The organism is Parvibaculum sp., from assembly GCF_039973015.1.
Taxonomy (GTDB): Bacteria; Pseudomonadota; Alphaproteobacteria; order Parvibaculales; family Parvibaculaceae; genus Parvibaculum.
Window position 1 is genome coordinate 12,684 of the sequence record NZ_JBDWLT010000007.1, and the last position, 25,032, is coordinate 37,715.

General features: G+C 59.6%; 27 protein-coding genes and 1 tRNA gene. 13 read left to right on the forward strand and 15 right to left on the reverse strand.

Annotated features, from left to right (window positions below):
* Positions 1-65 precede the first annotated feature (65 nt).
* The gene (locus ABJO61_RS04765; protein ID WP_348323041.1) at positions 66-431 is read left to right on the forward strand and encodes a hypothetical protein; all 366 of its coding nucleotides are present in this window, start codon (positions 66-68) and stop codon (positions 429-431) included.
* Between the two features lie 95 nt (positions 432-526).
* Here the strand turns inward: ABJO61_RS04765 and ABJO61_RS04770 are convergent, their stop codons facing one another.
* From ABJO61_RS04770 to ABJO61_RS04785, 4 genes are read right to left on the reverse strand one after another with little or no spacing between them, the layout of a single operon-like run.
* Entirely contained in the window at positions 527-1,345 is an 819-nt protein-coding gene (locus ABJO61_RS04770; protein ID WP_348323042.1) for an MBL fold metallo-hydrolase, read from the reverse strand.
* Positions 1,342-2,148, reverse strand: coding sequence for a TatD family hydrolase (locus ABJO61_RS04775; RefSeq protein WP_348323043.1), 807 nt, complete (start codon positions 2,146-2,148; stop codon positions 1,342-1,344). Before ABJO61_RS04775 ends, ABJO61_RS04770 begins: the two co-directional genes overlap by 4 nt.
* A complete protein-coding gene (gene metG, locus ABJO61_RS04780) occupies positions 2,145-3,764 on the reverse strand; it encodes a methionine--tRNA ligase (protein WP_348323044.1) in 1,620 nt (539 codons plus the stop codon). The genes ABJO61_RS04775 and metG overlap by 4 nt, the downstream gene beginning before the upstream one ends.
* On the reverse strand, positions 3,739-4,902 hold the full coding sequence (locus ABJO61_RS04785) for a DNA polymerase III subunit delta' (RefSeq protein ID WP_348323045.1): 1,164 nt from the start codon (positions 4,900-4,902) through the stop codon (positions 3,739-3,741). Before ABJO61_RS04785 ends, metG begins: the two co-directional genes overlap by 26 nt.
* A 209-nt stretch (positions 4,903-5,111) precedes the next feature.
* Here ABJO61_RS04785 and phnC point away from each other — a divergent pair, with 209 nt between their 5' ends.
* From phnC to ABJO61_RS04810, 5 genes are read left to right on the forward strand one after another with little or no spacing between them, the layout of a single operon-like run.
* Positions 5,112-5,918, forward strand: coding sequence for a phosphonate ABC transporter ATP-binding protein (gene phnC, locus ABJO61_RS04790; protein ID WP_348323046.1), 807 nt, complete (start codon positions 5,112-5,114; stop codon positions 5,916-5,918).
* Positions 5,919-5,928: 10 nt separating this feature from the next.
* Entirely contained in the window at positions 5,929-6,810 is an 882-nt protein-coding gene (gene phnD / locus ABJO61_RS04795; RefSeq protein WP_348323047.1) for a phosphate/phosphite/phosphonate ABC transporter substrate-binding protein, read from the forward strand.
* Position 6,811: 1 nt separating this feature from the next.
* A complete protein-coding gene (phnE, locus tag ABJO61_RS04800; RefSeq protein WP_348323048.1) occupies positions 6,812-7,615 on the forward strand; it encodes a phosphonate ABC transporter, permease protein PhnE in 804 nt (267 codons plus the stop codon).
* A gap of 18 nt (positions 7,616-7,633) precedes the next feature.
* Positions 7,634-8,647: an NAD(P)-dependent oxidoreductase gene (locus ABJO61_RS04805; protein WP_348323049.1), complete on the forward strand. Its 1,014-nt coding sequence runs from the start codon at positions 7,634-7,636 to the stop codon at positions 8,645-8,647.
* Positions 8,640-9,503, forward strand: coding sequence for a LysR substrate-binding domain-containing protein (locus ABJO61_RS04810; protein WP_348323050.1), 864 nt, complete (start codon positions 8,640-8,642; stop codon positions 9,501-9,503). Before ABJO61_RS04805 ends, ABJO61_RS04810 begins: the two co-directional genes overlap by 8 nt.
* A gap of 40 nt (positions 9,504-9,543) precedes the next feature.
* Here the strand turns inward: ABJO61_RS04810 and ABJO61_RS04815 are convergent, their stop codons facing one another.
* The 4 genes from ABJO61_RS04815 to ABJO61_RS04830 all read right to left on the reverse strand — a co-directional run bounded on the left by ABJO61_RS04815 (position 9,544) and on the right by ABJO61_RS04830 (position 13,229).
* Positions 9,544-10,221 (reverse strand): M23 family metallopeptidase, encoded by a 678-nt coding sequence (locus ABJO61_RS04815; protein WP_348323051.1) that lies wholly within the window; start codon positions 10,219-10,221, stop codon positions 9,544-9,546.
* Between the two features lie 166 nt (positions 10,222-10,387).
* The gene (tmk, locus tag ABJO61_RS04820; protein WP_348323052.1) at positions 10,388-11,041 is read right to left on the reverse strand and encodes a dTMP kinase; all 654 of its coding nucleotides are present in this window, start codon (positions 11,039-11,041) and stop codon (positions 10,388-10,390) included.
* Entirely contained in the window at positions 11,031-12,185 is a 1,155-nt protein-coding gene (locus ABJO61_RS04825; RefSeq protein WP_348323053.1) for a D-alanyl-D-alanine carboxypeptidase family protein, read from the reverse strand. The genes tmk and ABJO61_RS04825 overlap by 11 nt, the downstream gene beginning before the upstream one ends.
* Before the next feature lie 42 nt (positions 12,186-12,227).
* Entirely contained in the window at positions 12,228-13,229 is a 1,002-nt protein-coding gene (locus ABJO61_RS04830; protein ID WP_348323054.1) for a septal ring lytic transglycosylase RlpA family protein, read from the reverse strand.
* A gap of 192 nt (positions 13,230-13,421) precedes the next feature.
* Here ABJO61_RS04830 and ABJO61_RS04835 point away from each other — a divergent pair, with 192 nt between their 5' ends.
* A complete protein-coding gene (locus ABJO61_RS04835; protein ID WP_348323126.1) occupies positions 13,422-14,753 on the forward strand; it encodes an MmgE/PrpD family protein in 1,332 nt (443 codons plus the stop codon).
* Between the two features lie 3 nt (positions 14,754-14,756).
* Here ABJO61_RS04835 and ABJO61_RS04840 read toward each other — a convergent pair whose 3' ends face one another.
* From ABJO61_RS04840 to ABJO61_RS04860, 5 genes are all read right to left on the reverse strand, one after another.
* The gene (locus ABJO61_RS04840; RefSeq protein WP_348323055.1) at positions 14,757-15,125 is read right to left on the reverse strand and encodes a hypothetical protein; all 369 of its coding nucleotides are present in this window, start codon (positions 15,123-15,125) and stop codon (positions 14,757-14,759) included.
* A 319-nt stretch (positions 15,126-15,444) separates the two neighbouring features.
* Positions 15,445-15,534: transfer RNA gene (locus tag ABJO61_RS04845), tRNA-Ser, on the reverse strand.
* A gap of 64 nt (positions 15,535-15,598) precedes the next feature.
* Positions 15,599-16,015: a PaaI family thioesterase gene (locus tag ABJO61_RS04850; protein WP_348323056.1), complete on the reverse strand. Its 417-nt coding sequence runs from the start codon at positions 16,013-16,015 to the stop codon at positions 15,599-15,601.
* A 288-nt stretch (positions 16,016-16,303) separates the two neighbouring features.
* The gene (locus ABJO61_RS04855; RefSeq protein WP_348323057.1) at positions 16,304-16,699 is read right to left on the reverse strand and encodes a hypothetical protein; all 396 of its coding nucleotides are present in this window, start codon (positions 16,697-16,699) and stop codon (positions 16,304-16,306) included.
* A gap of 127 nt (positions 16,700-16,826) precedes the next feature.
* Entirely contained in the window at positions 16,827-17,444 is a 618-nt protein-coding gene (locus tag ABJO61_RS04860; RefSeq protein WP_348323058.1) for a glutathione S-transferase, read from the reverse strand.
* A 162-nt stretch (positions 17,445-17,606) separates the two neighbouring features.
* Between ABJO61_RS04860 and ABJO61_RS04865 the strand changes: the two genes are divergently transcribed.
* From ABJO61_RS04865 to ABJO61_RS04880, 4 genes are all read left to right on the forward strand, one after another.
* Positions 17,607-18,887 (forward strand): MFS transporter, encoded by a 1,281-nt coding sequence (locus ABJO61_RS04865; protein ID WP_348323059.1) that lies wholly within the window; start codon positions 17,607-17,609, stop codon positions 18,885-18,887.
* A complete protein-coding gene (locus ABJO61_RS04870) occupies positions 18,880-19,449 on the forward strand; it encodes a gamma carbonic anhydrase family protein (protein ID WP_348323060.1) in 570 nt (189 codons plus the stop codon). Before ABJO61_RS04865 ends, ABJO61_RS04870 begins: the two co-directional genes overlap by 8 nt.
* 72 nt (positions 19,450-19,521) lie before the next feature.
* Positions 19,522-20,814: an MFS transporter gene (locus ABJO61_RS04875; RefSeq protein WP_348323061.1), complete on the forward strand. Its 1,293-nt coding sequence runs from the start codon at positions 19,522-19,524 to the stop codon at positions 20,812-20,814.
* 72 nt (positions 20,815-20,886) lie between these two features.
* Complete coding sequence (locus tag ABJO61_RS04880) at positions 20,887-21,930, forward strand: CoA ester lyase (protein ID WP_348323062.1); 1,044 nt, start codon at positions 20,887-20,889, stop codon at positions 21,928-21,930.
* Between the two features lie 6 nt (positions 21,931-21,936).
* Here ABJO61_RS04880 and ABJO61_RS04885 read toward each other — a convergent pair whose 3' ends face one another.
* The gene (locus tag ABJO61_RS04885) at positions 21,937-23,040 is read right to left on the reverse strand and encodes an NADH:flavin oxidoreductase (RefSeq protein WP_348323063.1); all 1,104 of its coding nucleotides are present in this window, start codon (positions 23,038-23,040) and stop codon (positions 21,937-21,939) included.
* A 157-nt stretch (positions 23,041-23,197) separates the two neighbouring features.
* On the opposite strand from ABJO61_RS04885, the gene hspQ reads away from it, so the two are divergent.
* Both hspQ and ABJO61_RS04895 read left to right on the forward strand, forming a co-directional pair.
* Positions 23,198-23,530, forward strand: coding sequence for a heat shock protein HspQ (gene hspQ, locus ABJO61_RS04890; RefSeq protein WP_348323064.1), 333 nt, complete (start codon positions 23,198-23,200; stop codon positions 23,528-23,530).
* A 76-nt stretch (positions 23,531-23,606) separates the two neighbouring features.
* Positions 23,607-24,329 (forward strand): acyltransferase, encoded by a 723-nt coding sequence (locus tag ABJO61_RS04895; protein WP_348323065.1) that lies wholly within the window; start codon positions 23,607-23,609, stop codon positions 24,327-24,329.
* 2 nt (positions 24,330-24,331) lie between these two features.
* Here the strand turns inward: ABJO61_RS04895 and ABJO61_RS04900 are convergent, their stop codons facing one another.
* Complete coding sequence (locus tag ABJO61_RS04900; RefSeq protein WP_348323066.1) at positions 24,332-24,889, reverse strand: invasion associated locus B family protein; 558 nt, start codon at positions 24,887-24,889, stop codon at positions 24,332-24,334.
* Positions 24,890-25,032 lie beyond the last annotated feature (143 nt).

Genomic DNA, 25,032 nt, shown 5'->3' on the forward strand with positions numbered 1-25,032 from the left:
GCGTTGTTGATTAGGCAAGGCGCGCTTCACCAAGGGCGCGCGGATCGCAGACAGGAGGAATTGCTATGACCAAGTTCAAGAATACGCTTCTCGCCGGTGCTGCCGGCCTCGCCCTGATGGCTGGTCCCGCTCTCGCGGAAAGCGGCATCGATACGGCCCCTGCGGGCGATGTCCAGATGGAAGGCACCATCGACCAGGCGCCCGCCGGCGACATGCAGACGGAAGGTGCGGTGGAGCTGAACGCGGGTGCCGATGCGGTGGCCCAGCTTGAGAACCTTGGCTACAACGATGTGGAGCCGATCGACGCCCAGGGTGACGCCGCCGCCGAAGGTCAGGCCTATTACACCGGCACGAACGCCGAAGGCGACAGCGTGACCATCCTCTTCGATGAGGAAGCGGGCACGGTGATCAGCGAAGAGCCGGTCGAGTAAGTCAGCCCTTCGACTGATGCTTTAAGCGCGGCGCGGAAGTCTCGGCTTCCGCGCCGTTTTCTTGTCTGGAGATTAGGTAAGGAGATCGGGCGGGGTCAGAAGCTGAATTCAACCTGCATCCCGTCGAAGGCGGGCCGCACGCCCTCCGGCAGCTCGGCCGCCAACGTGGCGTAGTCGAGGTCGACATGCATATTGGTCAGCACACCGTCCCTCACCCTCGCCCGCTTCAGCCACTCCAGCGCCATCTCCACATGGGCATGTGTCGGATGTGGCGCATAGCGCAGCGCATCGACAATCCAGCAATCGATTCCGTCGAGTAGCGCAAAACTCTCATCTGGAATACCAACCGCATCCGCCGAATAGGCGACAGGCCCGAAGCGAAATCCCAGCGAACGGATATTGCCGTGATCCTGATCGAAGGCCGTGGCCTTGATGGTGCCGCCCGGCCCCTCGACGCGGATCACCTGCCCCGGCTTTTCGATCATGTGGTTGTTCAGGATCGCCGGATATCCCGAGCCGGGCTTCTCCCGGAAGCAATAGCCGAAGCGCGTTATCAGCGTGTCATGCGTGGCAGCATCCATCCAGCAGTCCACGCGCTGGCGCTTGTTGATTGCGAGCATCCGCAGGTCGTCGATCCCGTGGCACTGGTCGGCATGGTCATGGGTGAACAGCACCGCATCGACCCAGCCGATCTTCGCGTCGATGAGCTGGTCGCGCATATCGGGCGACGTATCGACCAGAACGACGGTCTTTTCCTCCGGGTTCTTGTCCCATTGCTCGATCAGCAGCGAGCAGCGCCGCCGCCGGTTCTTCGGCTCCTGCGGGTCGCAGGCTCCCCAGAACGGGCCGCCAATGCCGGGCCGTGGTACGCCGCCGGACGAACCGCAGCCGAGGATCGTTGCGCGCAGCTTCATGCCCGGAGCACAGCCTCCGGCGGAACGCGGCTGAAGAGCCGAAGGAAATTCGCCGTCGTGGTCTCGGCCAGCTCTTCCGCGGGCACACCCTTGATCTCGGCGACCTTGGCTGCCGTGTGGACGACGAAGCTCGGCTCGTTGCGCTTGCCGCGTTTCGGCACCGGCGCGAGATAAGGCGCATCCGTCTCTACCAGCAGCCGCTCCATCGGCACTTTCGCCGCCGTCTCGCGCAGTTCCACCGCATTCTTGAAGGTCACGATCCCCGATAGCGAAATATAGAGGCCGAGTTCCAGAGCCTTTTCAGCAAGTTGCGGGCTTGAGCTGAAGCAATGCAAGAGCCCCGGAAAGGCGCCCTTCCCTATTTCCTCATCCAGTATCCGCGCCATGTCCTCGTCTGCGTCGCGCGTATGCACGATCAGCGGCAGGCCGGTTTCGCGCGCCGCCGCGATATGCGCCCGGAAGTTGCGCTGCTGCGCCTCGCGCGGGGCATGCTCGTAGTAGTAGTCGAGCCCCGTCTCGCCGATGCCGACGACCTTGGGATGCCGCGCCAGCTCCACCAGCTTCTCCGTGTCGATCTCCGGCTCGCTTTCGGCCTCATGCGGATGAATGCCGACCGTGCAGAACACGTGGCTGAAGCGCTCCGCCACCGCCTTCACCTTGTCGAACTCGCTCACCTTGGTCGAGATCGTCACCATCAGGCCGACGCCCGCCGCATGCGCGCGCGCCACCACATCATCGACCTCCGGTCCGAAGTCCGGGAAATCGAGATGGCAATGGCTGTCCACGAGCACCGGCAGCGTCATGACGTGGCGGCCTCCGGCTCCATGAAGCGCGGGAACACGCCCTGCGGCGCGGGCAGCGGTGTGCCGGGTGTCAGCGCATGGTCCGGGCCGAGCGTCTCGAAGCCGCGCGCATCTTCCCCCAGCGCAAGCTGGTCGAGCATCTTCGCCGCCGATGCCGGCACCACCGGCTGCACGAGGATCGCGATATGCCGGATCGTCTCGGCCAGCACATAAAGCACGGTCGCCATCCGCGCCGGGTCGGTCTTCTTCAGCGTCCAGGGCGCCTGCTCGTCGATATAGCGGTTGGCGTCGCCGCAAACCGACCAGATCGCCTCCAGCCCCTTGTGGAACATCTGCGCGTCGAATTCCGTCCGCACCCGCTCCAGCAGCCCGTGCGCCGCGCCGAGCAGCACCTTGTCCGCCTCGGTGAACTCGCCATGTTCCGGCACGGCGCCGCCGCAGTTTTTCGCGATCATGGAGAGCGAGCGCTGCGCCAGATTGCCGAGATCGTTCGCAAGGTCGCCATTCGTCCGGTGCACGATCGCCTTGTGCGAGAAATCGCCATCATTGCCGAACGGCACTTCGCGCAGCAGGAAATAGCGCGAGGCGTCGAGCCCGTAGGTCGAGACCAGATGATCGGGCGCGACCACATTGCCGAGAGATTTAGACATCTTCTGCCCTTCGACCGTCCACCAGCCATGCGCGAAGATGCGCTTGGGCGTTTCAAGGCCCGCCGCCAGCAGGAAGGCCGGCCAGTAAACGGCGTGGAACCGCAGGATGTCCTTGCCGATCATGTGCAGGTCGGCCGGCCAGTAGCGCTTGTAGGCATCCACGCCCGTATCGGGATAGCCCACAGCCGTCATGTAGTTGGTCAGCGCGTCGAGCCACACATACATCACATGTTTTTCGTCCCCGGGCACGGACACGCCCCAGTCGAAGGTCGTCCGGCTGATCGAGAGGTCGTGCAGCCCGCCCTTCACGAAGCTCACCACCTCGTTCCGCCGCGCTTGCGGGGCGATGAAATCGGGATGGCTCTCGTAGAATTCGAGCAGCGGCTCGGCCCAGGCCGACAGCCTGAAGAAATAGGACGGTTCCTCCACCCATTCGACTTCGGCGCCCGTCGGCGCGATTTTCTTGCCGTTTGGACCGGGTGTCAGTTCGTCCTCGCCATAGAAGGCTTCGTCGCGCACCGCATACCAGCCCGAATAGGAACCGAGATAGATATTCCCGCTCTCTTCGAGCTTCTTCCAGAGGTCCTGACAGGCTTGCGCGTGGCGCGGTTCGGTCGTGCGGATGAAGGCGTTGTTCGAATAGTTCATGTGCTCGCAGAGGTCGCGGAAGTTCTGCGAGACGCGATCCGTGAATTCCTGTGGGGTAACGCCCGCCGCGGCCGCCGCCTTCTCCACCTTCTGGCCGTGCTCGTCCGTTCCCGTCAGGAACATCACGTCATAGCCGTCGAGCCGCTTGAAACGCGCCAGCACATCGCAGGCAAGCGTCGTATAGGCGTGGCCGATATGCGGCACGTCGTTCACGTAATAGATCGGGGTCGTCACATAGAAGGCTTTTTGGCCCGGCATTCCAGCATCCGATTCAGAAAAAAGAACGCCGGCTTCACGCGCCGGCGCGTTCGCTCGCAACCGCTTCCAGCATGGAAAAGACGTTCAGAATCACGAGCTTGCGATCCGTGTTGAGCGCCTCGCCGCGAGCGGTCGTTTGGCTGATCTTCTCCCATACCTCGACCCACCGATCAAGGCTGCCCCCGGCTGCAAGCCGCCGCATCGCGGCCCCTTCGCCCTCGACGATATCGGGGCCGGGATCGAGCCCCGCCCCCGCCCTGACAAGCCTTTGCAGCCAGTGCGTGAGAAGTTCGATCATCGTCTCATAGGTATCGTCCGCGCCGCGCTTGCCCGCCTTGTCGGCAAAGGCATGGAGCGCGGCAATGTCCGGCCGCGGCAGCTGCACCAGCAGCGATGCGAGTTCCCGGTAGAGCGCGAGCCCCCCGCTTCCCGCAATCGAGAGCGCCCGCCCCACGCTGCCCTCGGAAAGATGCGCGAGCTGCAGCCGCTCGCTGTCCGGCGTCGCCGTCGTCTTCTTGCGGCTCTCGCCCTCGCGCGCTTCCGCTTCGCGTTCGGCATCCGCAATCATCGCCGCAATATCTTCCGTCCCCAGCGGCGTCATGCGCAGCGTCCGGCAGCGCGAACGTATCGTCGGCAGCAGCCGCCCCGGCTGATGGGAAAGCACCAGGAACAGCCCGTTTGGCGGCGGTTCTTCAAGTGCTTTCAGAAGGGCATTGGCCGCATTGGTGTTCATCTCGTCGGCGCTGTCGATCACGACCACACGCCACGCTCCGCGTTCCGTGGTCGTTAGCTCGAAGAAATGCGCAATGCGCCGCACCTCGTCCACGGTGATCACCGTCTTGAGCTTCTTCGCCTTCTCGTCCCAGGGGCGGCGAACGGTGATGAGGTTAGGGTGGCTCCCCGCCGCAATCTGGTTGAAGGCGGTGCTGTCGATGGGCACGGAGAGGTCGCTTGCGCCCGCCGCGCGCGCCTTCTCCGGCGTCCCGTAATGGAGAACGAACCGCGCCATGCGATAGGCAAGCGTCGCCTTGCCGATCCCCTTGGGGCCTGTCAGCAGCCAGGCGTGCTGCATCCGCCCGCTCATGAAGGCGTCGAACAGCGCGCGCTCAGCTTCTGCCTGCCCTTGAAAGCCGGCCACTTCGCGCGGATGCGGATAGTCGCCAAGCCGGTCGCTCTGGGGAATCTCTGTCTCGCTCATACCCCTTTGGTAGCACGAGCCGCCGCAGGCCGTCATGGGGCCTGAGCGGGGCCCCGGGGGCAGATTTCGCCTTCGCCCGGCCTTCGCCCGCAACTGTCTCAAAACTTACGTGAAGCTGTCGTTTCCGCGTCATCCACCCCTGATAGACCGGCTTTATCGATCAAAACCGCTTTTCGTTCGGTTCTGCCGTTCATCTTCTGGGGGCTTCGATGCTCGATCTCGACAATGTAACCGTGCGCTATGCCAATCGTGTCACCGCGCTGGAAAAGGCGAGCGCGGGCTTCGGCAAGGGGCAGTTCGTTGTTCTGCTCGGTCCTTCCGGCGCGGGCAAGTCCACCTTGCTTCGCTGCCTGAACGGTCTTGTCCGCCCCTCCTCCGGCACCGTGCGCTCGGAGGCAGGCAACATCCTCGCCGGTTCCGCCGCCCTTCGCGCCCACCGGCAGCGCACCGGCATGATCTTTCAGCAGCATCATCTGATCGGCCGCCTCACCGCCCTCCAGAACGTGCTGATGGGGCGCCTCTCCTTTCATGGAACCCTTCGTTCCCTGTTTCCCCTGCCGGAGGCGGATCGCCTCCTCGCGCTTGAGGCGCTGGACCGCGTCGGCCTTGCCGACCGTGCGCTTCACCGGGCGGATCAGCTCTCCGGCGGCCAGCAGCAGCGTGTGGGCATCGCCCGCGCCCTCGCCCAGCAGCCGCTTGCCATTCTCGCCGACGAACCCGTCGCCTCCCTCGACCCCGCCACGGCGGACAAGGTGCTCGCCCTCCTCCATCGCATCTGCCGCGAAGATGGCATCACCGCCATCGTCAGCCTCCACCAGGTCGAGCTCGCGCGCCGCTATGGCGACCGGATTTATGGCCTCGCGGGCGGCCGTATCGTTTTCGACGGCACGGCCGCCGAACTCGATGCCGCCACGCTCGATACGATTTACGGCTCCGCTTCCACCCCCACCGTCCACCCCGGTCCCCTTCAGCCCGAGCAGACGCCTGCTCGCCCGAAGATGGCCAAAATTGCCTGAGGACAAGTCGATGACTTTCTCTTTGAATCGCAGAACCCTGATCGCCTCCGCTTTCGCGGCGGCGGCCCTCTTCTCGCCCTTCGCCGCTTCGGCGCAGGAGCCGAACCCGGATACGCTGCGCGTCGCGCTGCTGCCCGATGAGAACGCGGCAACGCTGATCCAGAATGCTCAACCGCTGAAGGACTACCTCGCCGATACCCTCGGCAAGAAAATCGAGATCGTGGTCACGACCGACTATTCCTCGATGATCGAGGCCATGCGCTTCGGCCGCATCGAGATCGGATATTTCGGCGGCTTCTCCTATGTACTGGCAAAGTCGAAGGCGCCCGAAATCGAGGCTTTCGCCGTCGGTGTCGAGAAGGGTAAGCCCACCTACAACTCGATCCTGATCGCGACGGCGGACGGGCCGGTGAAGTCCCTCTCCGACGTCAAGGGAAAGGCTTTCGGCTTTGGCGATCAGGCTTCCACCTCCAGTCATCTCGCGCCGCGCGCGCATCTTGTGAAAAATGGTCTTGTGGGCGGCACCGACTACAAGGTCGTGCATCTCGGCACGCATGATGGCGTGGCGCGCGCCGTTCAGAACGGGCAGATCCCCGCAGGCGCCCTCTCCGAACAGATCTACCGCACATTGGTCGAGCGCGGCACGATCGATGACAGCAAACTTCTCCAGATCGGCCTCAGCGATCCTATCCCCAACTACCCGCTGACCATGCAAGGCTATCTCGCACCTGAGTTGAAGGAAAAAATCCGCAAAGCCTTTCTCGATATCAAAGACCCGGAAATCCTCCAGTCTTTCCGCGTCGAAGGCTTTGCTGAAACAAATGACGCTGCGTATGACGTGCTTCGCGACACCGCGCAGATGCTCAACCTCGAACTCGCAAAGATGAACTGAGATGAGCCAGTCGCAAACCTATGCGACGATCCTGGCCGAAGAGCGTCGCGGTGGCTTTCGCCACGCGGCGCTCGCCGCCACGGTCTTCCTTGTCTGTATCGCCGCTCTCTGGATCACGGGCTTTTTCGACGGCCGTCGCTTCGCCGACGGGCTTCCCGCCCTTGGTCAGCTCGCGACCGAAATGGTGCCGCCCGATTTTTCGCGCTGGCAGCAATGGCTGAGGCCGCTGCTTGATACGCTCGCCATGTCGATTGCCGGCACCGCCCTCGCCGTCGTCATTTCGCTGCCGCTCGCGATCCTCGCCGCGCCCAACACATCGCCAAATGTCTTTCTCTGCCAGATCACGCGCACACTCCTCGCTTTTCTGCGTTCGGTTCCGGAGATCATTCTCGGCGTCATCTTCGTCGCCGCTGTCGGCTTCGGTGCATTGCCGGGTGTTCTCGCCCTCGCTCTCCACTCCGTCGGCATGGTCGGCAAGTTCTATGCGGAAGCGATCGAGCATGTTGATCCGAAACCGCTGGAGGCCGCCCGCGCGGCGGGCGCAACGCCCCTGCAGGTCATTACGCATTCTGTGTTGCCGCAGGTCTTCCCGCAGCTCGCAGATATCACGCTCTATCGCTGGGAGTATCACTTCCGCGCCTCGGCCGTCCTCGGCATCGTCGGCGCGGGCGGTATCGGTTTCGAGCTCATGGCCGCCTTGCGCCTCATCGCCTATGACCAGGTCTCCGCGATCCTGCTCTCGATCCTTGCCTGTGTCGTCGTTGTCGACGCACTCGGCGCGCGCTTGCGCAAGGCGCTGAAATAAGAAGAAGAGAAGAAACGAATGGAGAAGAAAAAGATTGTCGTGACCAGCCGTGTCTTTCCCGAGACGCGGGCACTTCTCGAAGCTCATGCGCGGGTTGTCGTCAACGAGACGGATGAACCCTGGCCCGCCGGCAAGCTTCTGGAGCATTGCCGGGACGCCTTCGGCCTCATGGCTTTCATGACCGACAGCATCGGCGAGGATTTTATCGCCGCCTGTCCCGAGCTTCGCATCGTCGGCGCCGCACTCAAGGGATACGACAATATCGACGTCGATGCCTGCGCGCGTGCAGGCATCACCGTCACCATCGTCCCCGATCTTTTGACTGTTCCCACCGCGGAACTCGCCATCGGTCTGATCCTTTCGCTGGGCCGCAATATTCTGACCGGCGATGCCGCGATCAGAGGTGACGGGTTTTCGGGTTGGCGTCCCGCGCTTTATGGCGCGGGGCTCGATGGGGCAACCGTGGGCATTCTGGGATTTGGTCTGGTCGGTCAGGCAATCGCCGAGCGGCTCCATCCCTTCCGTTGCCGGGTTCTTGCCGCCGACGCCGAACTCCGCTCGGACGCGGCTTTCCCGCACATCCAGTTCGCGGAGACGGATCGCGTCATGGCGGAGGCAGACTGGCTCGTCCTTGCCTTGCCCCTGACCTCGGAAACGCAGCACATTATCGACCGCTCCGCGATTGCACGCATGAAACCGGGTGTGCGCATCGTGAACCCCGCGCGCGGATCACTGGTCGATGAGGCCGCCATTGCCGACGCGCTTTCGACGGGCCATATCGCCGGTTACGCCGCCGATGTTTTCGAATGCGAAGACTGGGCGCGCGATGACCGTCCGAAAGATATTGATCCACGCCTTCTCGCAGACAAGGCGCGCACCATTCTCACGCCGCATATCGGTTCCGCCGTTACTCATGTCCGCCGCGACATTGAGCTTTCCGCTGCCCGGAGCATCGTCGATGCGATCGCCGGACGTCCCCCGGCCCACGCGGTCAATGCGCCTGTTTCCCGGGAAGTTATCGAAGATGCTTAACCTCCTGCACGCTCGGACATTTCTGGCCGTGATCGATGCAGGCGGTTTTCGGGCCGCCTCTCGCATCGTCGGCATCGCGCCCTCCACCATTCTCGATCATGTCGGCCAGCTCGAAGCGGAACTCGGCGCCGCGCTCATCGTGCGCAGGCGTGGTTCCGTACAGCCGACACCGGAGGGCGCGGCCTTCCTGCCTCTGGCAAAGGCGCTCGTATCGACGGCGGAACGTGCCTATGCGGTTGTGGCAGGCGGTCCCTTGCGTCTTGCCGCATCCAGCAATATCGGCACCTATCTTCTTCAGGCGCCGCTCTCGCGTTTCCGCAGCCGGGAAGGCGCTGAAGTCGATCTGTGGATCGGTGACAATCCTTCCGTCTTTGAGCGCTTGAGGCAGGGTGCCGCCGACCTTGCCCTTGTCGAGTGCTGGCAGCCTTCACCGGATTTCGAAGCTCATGACTGGGTGCACGAAAGGCTCGTGCTTATCGTCGCCCCCTCCCATCCCTGGGCCTCGCGAGAAAGCGTAAGTGCCTGTGAACTGGTTGGAGAGAGGATGCTTGGCGGTGAGCGCGGCACCGGAACCGGGACACTTCTCCGCCGGCAGCTCGGCGGACTGGTCTCGCAGCTAACCACCATAGACGGCTTCGGCAATACGGAAGCCGTCAAGCGTGCCGTTCGCGCCGGACTCGGCATATCGCTGGTCATGGCCGCGTCGGTGACGGATGAGGTGGCAGCGGGAACACTTGTCGCCCTGCCGCTGGAAGACGCTGAGCTCGTAAAGGAAACGAAATTCCTTTTTCGTCGGGACATGCCGGAGGGGTCGGCGGCGCGCCGCTTCCTCGCACATGCCTGCGCGGACGCCTGACCGGCGATTGCTTGTCTTGAATCTTGAAGTCCGGCGATGTCTAGCGCGCGGCGCTCAGGCCTTCATCCTGACCCTGCGCGAGCTGCTTGTCGCTGGGGCGGCGGACAGCACCGGCAAGCACATTGACCTGCGCATTGAGATCGTCAGCCAACGGATTGATGCGCTCATCGTTGATGGCAACTTCGTAGTAGAGGTGATTGCCGGTCGCAAGACCCGTCCGGCCCACATAGCCGATCACCTCACCCTTGCGGACGCCCGTGCCGGGGCGAATGCCCGGCGCAAAACCCGAGAGATGCGCATAATAGGTTTCGACATTCTCTGAATGGCGGACGGTAACAAGCTTGCCGTAATTGCCGCGCCACCCTGCCATGCCGATTATGCCGTCTTCGGTCGCATAGACAGGTGTGCCCTTCGGCGCCGCATAGTCGACGCCCTTGTGGAAGCGCTTGTCCTTCAGCACCGGATGTGTGCGCCATCCAAAACCGGACGTCATCCGCGCCTTTGTCACGTCGAGCGGATCGATGAAATGGAGCGGCCGGTTCGGATAGGTAGCGGGTGTCTGTTCGGGCCGCGTCATCGGCACGATGCCTCGCGCGACGACCAGATCCTGCCCTGCGGATGCAAGAGCGGGAAAAGCGGGGATAAGAAAAAAGGAAAAAACGAGGACGGCAAGGAGAGAGAACGACGCGCCAAATGGGGTCGGGTGTCGTCGTTTCATCGGCGATCCTTGTTCCTGTGGCCGGCGCGACCGCCGGGTGTTTTTCCGTCTGAGAGAAAATGACCGGACTTCTATAGTCGAAGCCGGGAAGATCGGCAAACGGCTTTAACCATGGATAACTTCTAGTTTTGTGACGTTTCCATGACGTTTCGGTAACGGTCGGGCCTCAAATGGCCAGTCTTGTCCCCACCTCGGCCCATATGGAGGCCGCCACTTCGTCCTCGTTTCTCGCCGCATCGACGACCGCGCAACGCCCGGGCTCTGCCGCGGCAATATCGAGAAAAGCCTGTCTAAGTGTCTGATGGAACTGGGTTTCCATCTTCTCGTAACGGTCCTCTGCGGCACCTTCGCCTGCGCGCTTTCCGGCCCTCGCCAACCCTGCCTCCACGGGCAGATCGAGCATCAGCGTCAGCCCCGGCATGTCCTCACCGATCACCATTTCCCCAAGAGTATCAATGAGTTGTCGGTTGAGGCCTTGTGCGGCTCCTTGATAGGCGCGTGTGGAATCAATGAACCTGTCGCACACCACCCACGCCCCGCGATCGAGTGCGGGACGTATTGTCCGCATGAGATGATCCTCGCGCGCGGCAAAGACAAGCAGGGCTTCGGCCTTCGGGGTCCACCGCCCTGCATCGCCGGAAACGATCAGCTTACGGATTATTTCTGCGCCCGGTGAGCCACCGGGTTCCCGGGTGACAACGACGCTGTGCCCCTTCTCTTCGAGCTTGCTTGCAAGTCTGCGCGCCTGCGTGGACTTGCCTGCGCCCTCACCGCCTTCGAGTGTAATGAAACGCTCGCGCGTCACAGGTTCAACTGCCAAAGATCATATGTTTCAGCGAACCAATGGCCCGGCCGAAGATACCTTGCCGTTCAACAGCACCACCTGCCACAAGCGGGAACTCGCGAACCGGCATTTCGGGAGCTTCGACACGCAGCGTTCCAATCCGCTGCCCCGCCTCGACCGGCGCCAGAACCGGTGTGTCATATACCACCGTCACTTTCATGCCCTTGCGCTGCTCGGGCGACATGATCAGGTCGATGTCGCTCTTGCTGACGAGCGGTACTTCGTCATAGGTGCCCTGCCAGACCGGTGCATTCTCCACCGGCGCGCCAGCAACGAAGAGCTCGTAATGCTTGAAGGAACGGAAACCCCAGTCGAGCAGACGCACACTCTCGTCTGCCCTCGCCTTTTCGCTCGGCAAACCGTTAAGAACGAGAATGAGCCGCTGTCCCTTTCGCTCGGCTGACGCGACAAGGCCATAGCCGGATGCTTCGGTGTGGCCTGTCTTCAGCCCGTCTACCGACGGATCGAGGTAAAGTGCGGGATTGCGATTACCCTGCTTGATGCCGTTCCAGGTGAAATCCGTTTCCTTGAAGATCGGATAGTATTGCGGGTAGTCGGCAATGAGGTGACGCGCAAGCGTTGCCAGATCGCGCGAAGTCATCAAGTGATCCGGGTGGGGCCAGCCCGTTGAATTTTCAAACTGGGAGTTTTGAAGCCCGAGTTCCTTGCCGCGTTCCGTCATCGCTTCGGCAAAGGCGGCCTCCGAACCGGAAAGCGCTTCCCCTGTTGCAATACATGCATCGTTGCCCGACTGGACGATGATGCCACGCAGGACAGCGTGAACCGGGATGGTCGAGTTCAAGTCCGCGAACATGGTCGACGAGCCCGATGCGGCACCGCCGGTGCGCCATGCGTGCTCGCTTACCTTGAACTCGTCATCCATCGTCACGCTGCCGTTTTCCAGCGCCTGAAACAGCATTTCCAGCGTCATGAGCTTGCTCATGCTCGCCGGGTGCATTTGCTCGTCTGGCTTCTTGCCCCAGAGAACCGTCCCGGTTTCGTAGTCCATGAGAACGGCATATTCGGCCTGTGTGTCGAAGGCCTCAGCCTCGCGCGGAGCGACGGTAAGGACTCCACACAGGGCAACAAGGAAAACGGCAAAAAGAGCTGGATGCTTCATTGGTCTCACTTCTGGATTTCATCGACTACGCAGGCTCACGCCTCAGTCGACGACAATTCGGGCACCTTTGTGGCCATGGGCAATAACATTCTGCAATGAGCTATCTGCAGCGGGCACATCGGTCAACGGACCGACACGCACCCTGTAATAAGGCAGGCCATCGACCATCGTGGTCTGTATTTCCACACGCCCGACGCCCGTAAGCTCCTGCTTCACCGCTTCCGCGTTCTGCAGGTTTTGAAACGCCCCGGCCTGTACATAGATATTGCCCGGACCTGTGACCGGAACCTGGTCGACAGTTTCCGAACTGCGCGTGACTGCGTTGTCGGGAATAGGTTGCATTGTCGCCTGCGCCGCTGGTACCGGCGCACTGCTCACCCCAGTGGGCGCAGGTAAAGCCGTTGCCGAAACGGCGGCAACTGCCGTTACAGGTGCAGCACCGATTACCTTCCGTTCGTCTTTCGGCGTTACGACAGGCGGCGCGACAAAGGTTTCCGCAACGCCGCGCCCGTCTCCAATGCCGCCTTCAAGCGGTGCGCGCCCGATATACTGGACACGAACCTTGGCGGTCCCCTTCTGCATGAAGCCGAGGGCCTCGGCCGCCTTCTTCGACATGTCGATTTCGCGGCCTGCCGCGAACGGTCCGCGATCGTTCACACGAACGACAAGCGACTTCCCGTTTTCAAGATTGGTGACACGCGCCAGAACCGGCATGGGCAATGTCGGATGCGCTGCGGTCAGCTGGTTCTCGTCGAACACCTCGCCATTGGCTGTAAGCTTGCCGTGAAATTGCGGCCCATACCACGAAGCGATGCCCGTCGAGTCATATTTGTCGTTCTCGGCTGGATAGTACCAGATGCCGTTGATCTGATAGGGATTGCCGACCTTGTAGATTCCGCCGCCCTGCTTGATCGGCGCCGAGCTTTTGGGCTGCGTTGTGCCGCAGGCGGCAAGTGCCAGCGCAAGTGGCAAGAGAGCAGCAAAAATCAAGGCGCGCGGCATCGCTGAGCCGCGGCGAACCGTTTTTGTAGATCGAATAGGCATCGGAAAACCTCGTTCGAGGACTTTGGCTGCGCCGCTCTGCAGCGAATCACCCCGCGAACACAATGAAAACCTTATAATCAGCCAAAGCTGCAGCGGCAAGGAGCGGCTCTGAAAGGCACCATTTGCGGCGCTGCCCGATTGACTCCATCATACGCACCTGAACAATCCGCCTGCTTCTTGAACTGGACCGTCGTGAACGCTCCCCATTCCCCCTCTGCTCCGTCCCTTACCGAAACTCTGGTCGCGCTCATTCGGGCAAAACCCGTGACGCAGAACGATCTCGACGCTGCAGCTCTCTTCACGCTGGACGCTGTTGCAAACAGTCTTGCGGGCCGGAATTCGGGACCGGGAAAGGTCTTGTCCGATTGGTGGAGAAGTTCCTCCAATACCGCCCCCGATCCGGGGCGTGAGGCCTTCCTCATGGCTGCTCTCTGCCACATTCTGGAAACGGATGACCTGCACAGGGAATCCGTCGTTCACCCCGGATGCGTCGTCGTTCCCGCCGTCTGGTCTTTGGCAAGAAGCCGAAATATGAGCGGGCGGCAAGTCCTGACGGCTATCCTCCAGGGATTCGAGGCGGCAACGCGCGTCGGCATGGCCGTAGGCCCGGAACACTACCGTATCTGGCACAATACGGCGACTTGTGGCCCCTTTGGCTCCGCGATGGCGGCCGCCTCACTGCTTGATCTGAGCGATGCAGAAGCCGCTCACGCGCTCGGCAACGCAGGAAGCCAGTCTTCAGGCCTCTGGGAATTCCTGGAGACCGGCGCGATGACAAAACATCTGCACGCTGGTCACGCGGCAGAAGCAGGTATCAGATCAGCGGAACTTGCTGCATTCGGGTTCACTGGCCCGCCAAAAATTCTTGAGGGAGAAAAAGGGTTCTTCCGTGCCGCCTGCCCCGATGCTGATCCCGAAGCTGTAATCCGTGAGCCCGGCGCACCTTGGCAACTTACCCGGACATCGATCAAGCCCTGGCCCTCATGCCGCCATACACATCCGGCTATCGATGCGGCAGAAGAGTTGCGTACCCGCTTGATCGCCAACGGAAAAAACCCTGCGAACATCCGTGAAGTGGAAGTTGAGACATATCGCGCGGCGCTCGATGTTTGCAACCGGCCACGTGCGGCAACTGACTATGAGGCCAAATTCTCGCTGCAGCACACAGTGGCCGCCGCGCTTCTTCTTCCCGAAGTAAACTTCGAGGCGTTTGGGCCGGAAGCGAGGGAGTGCTGCGCTGACCTTGCACTACGAGTAACGGTTACAGCAGCCGAGCCGTGGGCATCGGCTTACCCGCGATCCTGGGGTGGCCGCGTGAGAGTAAGAATGGCTGACGGCGAAGAAGCCGAAGCTGAGAGAACAAACGCCAAGGGCGACCCCGAGGCACCGCTTGATCGGAGCGAAATGATAGCCAAGGCGGATATGCTACTCAGCCATGGAGGCGTTTCTGCCCCCCAATTAATCATCGACGGCATTTTGGCGTTGGCCTACGACGCCCCCCTGCCACGGATAGATCTCGCCTGAATCCTATCCAGCGTTATCGAGCATCGGCTTGATGAAGCTGAGATATGCCTGCCCGAAAAACCCGACAAGGAAAGGCAGCCATATCCAGGCCGTCCGCCAACGGAGCTTCATCTTCTTTTTTTGAGGCGTTTCCGTCGACGGCGTAACCGTCCGCGCTTCGGGGGCTGGGGCTGAAGGCGAGACTTCCGCTTCTGCGGGAACTGCCGCTGACGCGACCGACTCCGGCGCAGGCTGCGAGACTGGAGCCGCAGCTTCCGCGAGCGTCAGAGCTCGCGAAACCTTACGTTCCTGGATGAACTGAAAAATCATGAAAATGCCGAGCAGCATGATGATGCCCAGCGGAATCCACGGTGATGTTAAATCAACCGGCACAACGAAACTCCCCCCATAACAACGTTCGCGGCATTCTTGCCGTCTTTTGTCCCATTTTGGCAAGCCTCGTTGAGACTTGCAAAAGAGATTTCACGTTAACCATACGGATTCAGGCCGGAGGCTCTTCTATGCAGCCCAAAAGGCACACCAACTTCATGTGACGCATGAAGAAGAGTCTCTGACACTCTAATCTGCAAAAATCGCTCGTGGCGAAGCGCTCATATTCCCCTTCATTCTTCTCTTCCCGTCGATCTTGCAGAAAGAAGAATGACGCTCCCGCACGAAATGGCAGGCCGCGAACATGCCGGCAATGACGTAGTGGCGGATGGGGTGGGATTCGAACCCACGGTGAGCGTAAACCCACGCCGGTTTTCAAGACCGGTGCCTTAAACCACTCGGCCACCCATCCAACTTCTTGGTTATATCGCGAGAGGCCGTTTCTCAACCGGGAATTACTACGAGAATAAAGTCCCCTAGCGACCAATCTTGAACGTTGCACTGGCCTTCGCGATCAGATCGCCATTTTCGTTGCGAAGCTCGCCCTCTGCGAAAGCAATCGATCTGCCTCTATGGCGGACCCACCCCTCGCCTATCAATGTTCCCTTGTCCGCGCGGCCAACGAAACTCGTTTTGAGTTCAAGAGTAACTTGCGGCGTACCGGGCTCGTCATGCGTGAGGCGCACGGCATGCCCGCACAGGCCATCCAGCATAGCTGACAGAAAGCCACCGAAGATACGACCACCCCTATTTAGAAAGGAATCATCAGCCTCGAACGAGGCGCGGATATAACCGCGCTTGGCATCTTTCTCAATAACCTTCTTGCCAAGTGTAACCGCAGCAGGAGACTCCCAGTCCGGATCCTGAGCCGGATTACCCACCGCTTCGTTCATTGTCTCTCCACTTTGCTGGTATCATCTGGGAATCGATTTCCCGGTGTTCACGAAGTCGGGTTGGGAAACGGCGGCACAAAGATTTTCTTGAAGCGCTCCTTGCACTCAGCACGTTTCGCCAAAAGGCGCTTGTAACCTTCTGCGCTGCACGCTTTGTCCGCCCGATATTCGGCGACGCCCTTGTTGGTGCAACCGCGAAGGTCGGAAAAATGCACTCGCAAAACAGAGACCGATTCCGAAAACCAAACAGAGTTATACCAAATAACTGATGACACGATCTCTTGATCGTCAGGATGAAGCAGGGAAAGGCGGTGCAAAAGTCTTCTTGAAGTCTTCCTTACAGGTGGCGTGTTCTGGAGAAAGAAGTGCATGGCCCTTTTTCGAGCAGGCCTTGTCCGCTCGGTATTCGGCGACACCCTTGTTGGTGCATCCACGAAGATTGGGATCCCACAGAAAAATGCAGGTCATCGGGATATAGCGCTCAGCACACGGAAGCTCGCTTATGTATTTTTTTTCTTCAGTTGAACGCCTTCCCCACCAGGAGGCGGTCGCTTGCGGATTCCCGCTCTTTTCGGAGTCGATGCATTCGGGCACACCTTGTGCCCGAGCTTCGCCTGAATTCACAAGCGTCAGACCGACAATCGCAAAGCCGAGAGCCAGACAGAATTGGACAAGAGATTTCATGATGCGTCCTCCCACGCTAGCCCCCAACTCGTAATCTTGTTTTACGAGGTTGCCAGATTTGGCCGAATCCGCAAGCGGGAAGAATAGGCCGGACCCGCATTCAGGCGGGTCCGGCCGTGTATGAGTGTTATGCAGAAGCAGCTGCAGAGGGGCGCGCCTTCATCCGCTCGAACCACGCTGCTACATTCTTTAGTTCAGGATTAAGCGGCTGACCTACGGCAGCGCCAAAATCCAGAAAACCGAACAGCAGAATGTCGGCCAGCGTCACCCGCTTGCCAGCGAGGTACTCCTTACCCGCCAGCATCTTGTCAAACCAGGCGAGCTTGTCCTGTGCAATTGCCTTGAGGCCATCTGCGGCGTCTGGAAGACAGCGCATCCGATCCTTGAACAAAGGAAGCCCTTCCGAGAAACGGAAGCCGTTGGCCAAAGGTTCACAAACATTCAGGTCAACCCGGCGTGTCCACATGCGGGTCTCGGCTCGCTCTTCCGGGGTTGTTCCGATCAATGATCCGCCTGGAAATTTTTCGTCGAGATATTCGCAGATAGCCGTGATTTCAGCGAGATAGCTCCCGTCATCCAACTCCAGCGCCGGCAGCTGACCTGCCGGATTTTTGGCAAGATAAGGTTCCTTCCGATTCTCAGCCTGCATGATGTCGACGTCAACCAAAGGCAGCTCAATACCCTTTTCCTGCATGAACATTTTAACAACGCGGGGATTTGGCCCAACCGAATTGTACAATTTCATATTCGTCTCCCTGTGTTCCGGGCTTTTCACAATTGCCGGTATGGCCTCATGATTATCCGAATGCGCCAGGTCGCGCCACTTTTACACCCTTTCACCTTGGCTCACGGCTGTTCCGTGTTTATCTAGGCGCAATCCGGCAGCAGACCGGGAAAGGGAGGCGAAATGAACGCACGCAGCCAAGCGGCGGGGCAAGGCGAACCCGACACCGGAATTTTTTATGGCTGGTTCGTCGTCGGTGCCGTCCTCGTGGTCATGACGGTCACTGCGGGCCTCGGTTTCTACAATCTTTCCGTTTATCTGAAGGCATTCATCGCCGAGCGCGGGTTCTCCGTTTCTGCGACTTCCGGCGCGACAGCCTGTTTCTTCATTTCATCTGGGATTGCCGGGCTGGGCGTTGCCTCCTTGATCGAGAGATACGACCCGCGTTGGGTCATTACCGTCGGCGCCGTGCTGAGCGCGATCGCGACCTTCGGAGCGGGCTATGTAGCTGAGCTCTGGCAGCTCTATGCCTTCTATGTCCTTTTCGGTGCGGGATACGCAGGCGCAGCACTCATTCCCGGCACCACGCTTGTGGCACGCTGGTTCGTGCGCAAACGCTCTATCGCGCTCTCCGTCGCGTCGACGGGGCTATCACTCGGCGGCATCTTGCTTACACCGCTGGCCGCCAACATGATTGAACATATGGGCCTTGGCGGAGCGGGCCCGTGGCTCGCGACTATGTTCCTTCTCGGTGTGATCCCGGTTTCGTGGTTTTTCATTCGCCCCTCTCCTCATGCGATGGGACTGGGGCCAGACGGCGATCCGATCATGCGCGACAAGAATGGCGCGCCGCTTCCGGCGGATGGGATCGACTTCGAGATGGCGATCCGCAGCCGTTTCTTCGTCTTCACCGCAGGCGCATTCATTTTTGCAATGATGGCTCAGGTCGGCGTGATCGCTCATCTGTTTCGTCTCGTGGCGGTACGAAGTGGCAGCAACGATACGGCAGCGCTAGCCGTCGCAACGATGGCGATGGCAAGCATCGTTGGGCGTCTTGTTGGTGGATGGGGGCTGGCCTATATCTCGTCCCGGCTTTTCGTGTTCGGCCTTATGCTGGTGCAAGGCGCGGCCCTGACGCTGTATGCCTCCGTAGAAGGCACACATGCGCTTCTGGCAACCACTGTTATCTTCGGTGTAACAGTCGGAAATCTGCTGATGATGCAGCCTTTGCTGATTGCCGAGGCATTCGGCCTCAAAGCCTATGGCCGCATCTATTCCCTCAACCAGCTCTTCATGACACTCGGGGTGGCCACCGGCCCGGCCGCCGTCGGTTTTTTTTACGAATGGCTGGGTGGATACGACGTCGCATTTCTCGTTATGGCGGCCGCATCATGTTTGGCGTTTTTCCTCGTAATCGCGGCCGGCCCTGTCCGTGCGCTTATAGAAAGTGAAAGCTATGCGTGACTTCGACTCCGACGTTGTGCTTGATAACCCTGCCTTCATCCACGATACAGCGCTCGTTTACGGCAAAGTATTTATAGGGGAAGGCGCATCGCTCTGGCCCTATGTGGTCATACGAAGCGAAATGCATGAGGTGAGGATCGGTCGGCGAACAAACATTCAGGACTTCGTCATGATCCATGTCGGCAACGAGACGCCAACAATCATTGGAAACAATTGCTCGATAACCCATCACGTGACGGTGCATGGCGCCGACGTCGGCGACAATTGCCTGATTGGCATCAACGCGACCCTGATGGATGGGGTTAAAGTCGGCCAAAATTCTATTGTGGCCGGTCACTCAATCGTGACGGAAGGGACAGTGATCCCGGAAAATTCGATCGTCGCAGGTTCACCGGCCAAAGTGATCAAGGCGCGCGACAACAGTATCGCAAACACTCTGAATGCCCGTTTTTACTATGAAAATGCACTCGCCTATGCAAAAGGCGACCATCGCGTGACCGAACGAGAGAGCTTCCGGAAAGCAATGGACGCGGAAACGAGAGCACTCGTTGAAGGCGCCTAGATTCCGCTTGGGCCTTGTGACTCAAAACGCTATTTAGGTCACAATAGATATTGATAGTTCGGAGCCTAAAAAATGGATACTGGCCAAGCGCCAGAAGGCCCGCGTGCGCAGACACGCGGCCCGATCTTTTACGGCTGGTATATCGTCGGCACGGTTTTCATGATTCATACCGTGTCGTGCGGTCTCATTTTTTACAACCTCTCGATCTTCCTGAAGGCATTTGTTGCTGAAGGCGGCTTCTCCGTCTCCGCCACATCCAACGCGACCGCTCTCTTTTTCATCTCGTCAGGATTTGCGGGGCTGGCGGTCGGCTGGTTACTCGACCGCTACGATCCGCGCTGGATAGTAACTGGTGGAGCGTTCATATCTGCAATCGTTCTGGCAAGCGCCGGTCACGTCGCCGAGATGTGGCAGCTATATTGTTTCTACATCCTCTTCGGTATCGGGAATGCAGCGGTTGCCGTCATCCCAGGTATGACGATTGTCGCCCGGTGGTTTACGCGCCAGCGTTCCAAGGCGATCGCCTATGCTTCGACAGGGCTATCGCTCGGCGGCATCGTCTTCACTCCCCTGTCGGCAACACTCATCGAAAGATACGGGCTGGGCGAAGCCGCTTATTGGCTCGGGCTTGCCCTGGTCCTCGGCGTCGTTCCTATCTCGCTCCTCATGCTTCGTAAAAGCCCTGAAGCCATTGGGCTTTCTCCCGATGGCGACCCGCCACAACGCAAAGCAGATGGAAGCCTCATGCCACCAGACGGCGTTGCCTTCCATGATGCGATGCGGAGCCGCTTCTTCATTCTCTGCACTGCCGCCTTTGTTTTTTCCATGATGGCGCAGGTCGGATCGCTAGCACATCAGTTCCGTCTTGTCGCAACACGTACCGGTGACGATCATATCGCCGCTCTTGCTGTATCGATCATGGCTGCATCGAGCATCGCCGGACGTCTTGTCGGTGGGTCGCTTCTTTCACGCATCTCGTCAAAACACTACCTCTACGCAATCTATGTGCTGCAGGGGATTTCCTTCTGTGCATTCGCGTTCGCTGAAGGAGTGGTCGCTCTTTTTATCGTTTCCTCAATGTTCGGTGCGACGGTCGGCAATATGCAGATGATGCAGCCATTGATCCTGGCGGAGGCATTCGGGTTGAAGGCTTATGCCAGGATTCTCTCGGTAGCTCAGATGATTACGACCTGTGCGAATGCGGCTGGCCCTGCTCTGCTTGGTCTTCTTTATGCATCGGCAGGTGGATATCAAACCGCCTATCTCGCTATCACCGTTTCGTCGGTGCTTGGGTTTGCGTGCCTCTACGCTGCCGGCCCCGTGAAAGCGATACTGAACCTGCAGGATAAGCCCCTAGATCGCTGAAATGCTTCATGGATTTCGGCTATCGGCACCGCTAGACTGCAACCGCATCTCAACTTACCCCGACGGATTGCCATGAAACTGCCATCGAACTTTTACAAACCGCTCGCGATCGGTGCCCCGGACCCCTACCGGGAGCTTCCGGTGAGGCTTGAACGGATGATCCATTTTTTCCCCGGTCATAACGAGAAGGTACGTTCGCGGGTCGGCGAAATGATCCCGCAAGTCGATGTGTTGCTTGGCAATCTTGAGGACGCTATTCCTGCGGATGAGAAGGAAGCTGCGCGTAGAGGTGTGATCGAGGTTGGCAAGACGCATGATTTCGGTTCAACAGGATTCTGGGTACGGATCAATCCACTGAATAGCCCCTGGGTACTCGACGACGTTATGGAACTGGTGGCCGAGATCGGTGAAAAGCTCGACGTCATCATGCTGCCGAAGGTCGAAGGTGCGTGGGACATTCACTATCTCGACCAGCTTCTTGCCCAACTCGAGGCGAAGCACGGAATCAAGAAACCGCTCCTCATTCACGCCATCCTCGAAACGGCTCAGGGAGTGAAAAATGTCGAGGAGATTGCCTGCGCGAGCCCGCGCATGCATGGCATGAGCCTTGGGCCGGCCGACCTTGCGGCATCGCGCAAGATGAAAACGACACGCGTCGGCGGCGGTCACCCTTTCTACCGGGTGCTTGAAGACCCCAAGGAAGACGGCAGCCCGCGCATCGCCGCTCAACAGGATTTGTGGCACTACACGTTCGCAAAGATGGTGGATGCCTGCGTCGCGAACGGAATTAGTGCCTTCTACGGCCCCTTCGGCGACATCAAGGATCTGGATGCCTGCGAACAGCAGTTCCGCAATGCTTTCCTGATGGGGTGCGTAGGCGCATGGTCGCTGCATCCGAACCAGGTGGCTGTCGCGAAGCGTGTCTTCAGCCCGGATGCCGACGAAGTTATCTTCGCGAAGAAAATCCTCGATGCCATGCCGGATGGCACCGGTGTTGCCATGATTGACGGCAAGATGCAGGACGACGCCACCTGGAAACAGGCCAAGGTGATCGTAGACCTGGCGAAGAAGGTTGCTGAGAAGGATCCCGACCTCGCCAAGGCCTACGGTTTCTGAGTTCTTTTAGGAGAGTGTTGCCAGCGCCTCTGCGCGGAAGGGCATGAGCTTGTCGAATGCTCCCGTGTGGACCTTCTGCGTCCAGGCGGGATCGACCAGCAACGCGCGACCAACGCCGACGAGATCGAACTCACCCTTCTCCAGCCGGTTCAGCAATTCGTCGATACCTGTTGCTTCGGAGCTTTCGCCGCCAAAGGAGGCGATAAATTCACCGGACAGGCTGACACTGCCAACCGTAATGCTCGGCTTGCCCGTTAGCTTCTTCGTCCAGCCTGCGAGGTTGAGGTCCGAACCTTCGAACTCGGACTCCCAAAAACGGCGCTGTGAGCAATGGAAAGCATCCACACCAGCCTCGGAGAGCGGCTTCAGGAAGGCACCGAGCTGCTCCGGCGTCTGCGCAAGCTTCGCCGAGTAGTCCTGCTGTTTCCACTGTGAGAAGCGGAGGATGAGCGGATAGTCGTTGCCGGCATGACGGCGGATCGACTCAATGATCTCGACGGCAAAGCGCGTACGGCCGACGAGGTCACCGCCATATTCATCTTCGCGCTCATTAGTACCCGCCCAGAAGAACTGATCGATGAGATAGCCGTGCGCCCCATGAATCTCGACGCCATCGAAGCCGATTTCGCGAGCATCTGCGGCAGCTTGCCCGAAGGCCTCAATGGTCTGCTTGATCTCTTCCTTCGTCATCGGCTCCGAACGCTTCTTGCCCGGCACCGCAAGACCGGACGGACCTTGGCTCGGCAGCTCCGGGTTGGTCGATTTGGCGGGATTGCGCGTCATACCGGTATGCCAGAGTTGCGGCATGATCTTGCCGCCCGCATCGTGGACTTCCTCAACAACGTGTTTCCAGCCTTTGAGGGCCTGCTCGCCCCAGAATTGCGGTACGTTCGGGTCGCTGGTCGCAACGGGGGTGTTCACCGTCGTGCCCTCGGTAATGATGAGGCCGCATTCCCCCTCCGCGCGGCGCCGGTAGTAGGCAGCCACGTCGGGTCCTGGAATGCCTTCAGGCGAGTGCGAGCGCGTCATAGGCGCCATGACAACACGATTGGGCAACTCAAGCCCGTTGAGTGTAAAAGGCTCGAACAGAGGGGCCACCGAACGGCTCATCAACTTCTCCTTGAGTGGGAATATTCAGATAGGCGTCATATTGGGTATTTACCCCCTAATGGCAATGGCGGCATGCAACTCCCTGTTCTACATAGGGTTTTCTCCAGCATCATCAAACTGTTAGAGTTGTGAATGTTTCGACAAACGAAAGCCGGAAATGCAGGTTAACCGGGAAGCAAAGTTCAGGATCGGACAGGTGGTCCGCCACCGGTTCTATCCCTTTCGTGGCGTCATCTTCGATGTGGACCCGACCTTCAATAATACGGAGGAATGGTGGCAATCCATTCCCGAAGAGGTCCGCCCGCGTAAGGATCAGCCCTACTATCACCTCCTTGCCGAAAACTCGGACACTGAGTATGTCGCTTATGTTTCCGAGCAGAATCTTCTGCCGGACGAATCGGGCGAACCTGTCCGCCACCCCCAGGTGCAGGAACTTTTTGGTCCGCTAAAGGACGGTATTTATGCTGTCCGCACCAAATCCGCGCACTGAATTCTCTCCGGAACCGTGTTAGGAAATGCACCCGCGAAGCGCATTGAAAAGCGCATGGCGGTAGAGGAACAGCACATTGCGGCGAGACAGGCGAACCTATCTGATCCGAAGGATCGTGGACGGCTGGAACAGGTTCTATGTGACCCGTTTCATCGCCCCTGCTTTCGACACTTTGGGCCCGGGTATCGATGTCTCCAGCCCACGCAATATCGAGATATGGGGCGCGGGAATTACGGCAGGTGCACATCTCCATCTTCATGCCTCGCATGGCAGTCTTGTGCGGTTGGCAACATGGCGCACAGGGGAGCGCGAGGGTCGTATTTCCATTGGTGATTGTGTCCTCATCAGTCCCGGTACTCATATCGTTGCGTCAGAAGAAATCGTAATTGGTAGCGACACGATGATCGCTAGCAATTGCTACATCTCGGATTCGGACTGGCACGACACCTACGACCGCACAGCGGAACTCGACAAACATCGCCCCGTCACGATCGGAGAGAATGTCTGGCTTGGCGTAAGAGTGATTGTTGGTAAAGGTGTGACGATTGGCGAAAACAGCATCGTCGGCGCGGGTTCAGTTGTCACACAGGACATTCCGGCAAATTGCATAGCCGCCGGAAACCCGGCGCGCGTGGTGCGCGAACTCGATGGAACGAAGGAATTCAGGCGGCGCTCCGCACTCTTCCAGAACCCGGAAAAGCTCGACCGCGATATGGATAATCTGATGCGCTACATCCTGCGGGAGAACACGACTCTCGGATGGCTCCGGAGCGTGTTCTCACCTTCAAGAACGGACTGAGCTCAGGACTTCGGCTCGGGCACGGCGGCGATCGCCTTGGACACACCGTCCAGCTTCACAGGTACGTTGACATCGCCCTTCCCTACAATGCGGAAAGCGATCTTCATTTCGCCGCCATTTTTGATCGCGTCCAGACGTTCCTTCGTCAAAAGGATTTCGGTCTGGCAGCCACCCGGCAGGCAATACATGAACTGCTGGCTGAACTTCTCCTTGTCGTCAACGCTCCAGCCGATGCCCGCGGGTAAAAACGTACCGAGAGGCGTGATCGCGAACATGAAGAGATCCTGAGTACCGTCTTCATTCACGTCCTTCGGGCTGTACCCAATTCCGAGATAAGCGATGCGTTGTTTCTCTTCCCCGATCCGTACATCGACAAAGGCATGGCACTGCTCGGCACCCGTCTCATTCTTTTCACATCGAGTACTCCAGGTACCAAAGTTCTCGATCTTGTCGGCGGACTCCGCGTTCGCCCCTGCGGTCTGAGCGCTGGCCGGAGCCATTCCTGCGGCCGCAACGAACCCCGCAGCGGCGACGCCGGAAAGCAAGCGTCGAAGTAGCATATTGAAATCCTTTCAGGATCAGAGCGTTCCTAGCGGTCTCCACCGCCACAGCCCCAAACAAGGCGATAACGGCGACCGGCATTGAGCGCTACCCTTGCATTTCGGCATAAAGAAGGCACAAGGAATTTTTGAAGAATCGGCGG

Excerpts from the sequence above, each read along its gene's own strand:
- ABJO61_RS04870 (WP_348323060.1), top strand. The coding sequence starts at position 18,880 with ATGCGTGACTTCGACTCCGACGTTGTGCTTGATAACCCTGCCTTCATC.
- ABJO61_RS04805 (WP_348323049.1), top strand. The coding sequence starts at position 7,634 with ATGGAGAAGAAAAAGATTGTCGTGACCAGCCGTGTCTTTCCCGAGACG.
- phnD (WP_348323047.1), top strand. The coding sequence starts at position 5,929 with ATGACTTTCTCTTTGAATCGCAGAACCCTGATCGCCTCCGCTTTCGCG.
- ABJO61_RS04825 (WP_348323053.1), bottom strand. The coding sequence starts at position 12,185 with ATGAAGCATCCAGCTCTTTTTGCCGTTTTCCTTGTTGCCCTGTGTGGA.
- hspQ (WP_348323064.1), top strand. The coding sequence starts at position 23,198 with ATGCAGGTTAACCGGGAAGCAAAGTTCAGGATCGGACAGGTGGTCCGC.
- ABJO61_RS04770 (WP_348323042.1), bottom strand. The coding sequence starts at position 1,345 with ATGAAGCTGCGCGCAACGATCCTCGGCTGCGGTTCGTCCGGCGGCGTA.
- ABJO61_RS04775 (WP_348323043.1), bottom strand. The coding sequence starts at position 2,148 with ATGACGCTGCCGGTGCTCGTGGACAGCCATTGCCATCTCGATTTCCCG.
- ABJO61_RS04810 (WP_348323050.1), top strand. The coding sequence starts at position 8,640 with ATGCTTAACCTCCTGCACGCTCGGACATTTCTGGCCGTGATCGATGCA.
- ABJO61_RS04875 (WP_348323061.1), top strand. The coding sequence starts at position 19,522 with ATGGATACTGGCCAAGCGCCAGAAGGCCCGCGTGCGCAGACACGCGGC.
- ABJO61_RS04880 (WP_348323062.1), top strand. The coding sequence starts at position 20,887 with ATGAAACTGCCATCGAACTTTTACAAACCGCTCGCGATCGGTGCCCCG.
- ABJO61_RS04830 (WP_348323054.1), bottom strand. The coding sequence starts at position 13,229 with ATGCCTATTCGATCTACAAAAACGGTTCGCCGCGGCTCAGCGATGCCG.
- ABJO61_RS04860 (WP_348323058.1), bottom strand. The coding sequence starts at position 17,444 with ATGAAATTGTACAATTCGGTTGGGCCAAATCCCCGCGTTGTTAAAATG.
- ABJO61_RS04815 (WP_348323051.1), bottom strand. The coding sequence starts at position 10,221 with ATGAAACGACGACACCCGACCCCATTTGGCGCGTCGTTCTCTCTCCTT.
- ABJO61_RS04785 (WP_348323045.1), bottom strand. The coding sequence starts at position 4,902 with ATGAGCGAGACAGAGATTCCCCAGAGCGACCGGCTTGGCGACTATCCG.
- ABJO61_RS04855 (WP_348323057.1), bottom strand. The coding sequence starts at position 16,699 with ATGAAATCTCTTGTCCAATTCTGTCTGGCTCTCGGCTTTGCGATTGTC.
- ABJO61_RS04765 (WP_348323041.1), top strand. The coding sequence starts at position 66 with ATGACCAAGTTCAAGAATACGCTTCTCGCCGGTGCTGCCGGCCTCGCC.
- phnE (WP_348323048.1), top strand. The coding sequence starts at position 6,812 with ATGAGCCAGTCGCAAACCTATGCGACGATCCTGGCCGAAGAGCGTCGC.
- ABJO61_RS04900 (WP_348323066.1), bottom strand. The coding sequence starts at position 24,889 with ATGCTACTTCGACGCTTGCTTTCCGGCGTCGCCGCTGCGGGGTTCGTT.
- ABJO61_RS04885 (WP_348323063.1), bottom strand. The coding sequence starts at position 23,040 with ATGAGCCGTTCGGTGGCCCCTCTGTTCGAGCCTTTTACACTCAACGGG.
- ABJO61_RS04865 (WP_348323059.1), top strand. The coding sequence starts at position 17,607 with ATGAACGCACGCAGCCAAGCGGCGGGGCAAGGCGAACCCGACACCGGA.
- ABJO61_RS04850 (WP_348323056.1), bottom strand. The coding sequence starts at position 16,015 with ATGAACGAAGCGGTGGGTAATCCGGCTCAGGATCCGGACTGGGAGTCT.
- phnC (WP_348323046.1), top strand. The coding sequence starts at position 5,112 with ATGCTCGATCTCGACAATGTAACCGTGCGCTATGCCAATCGTGTCACC.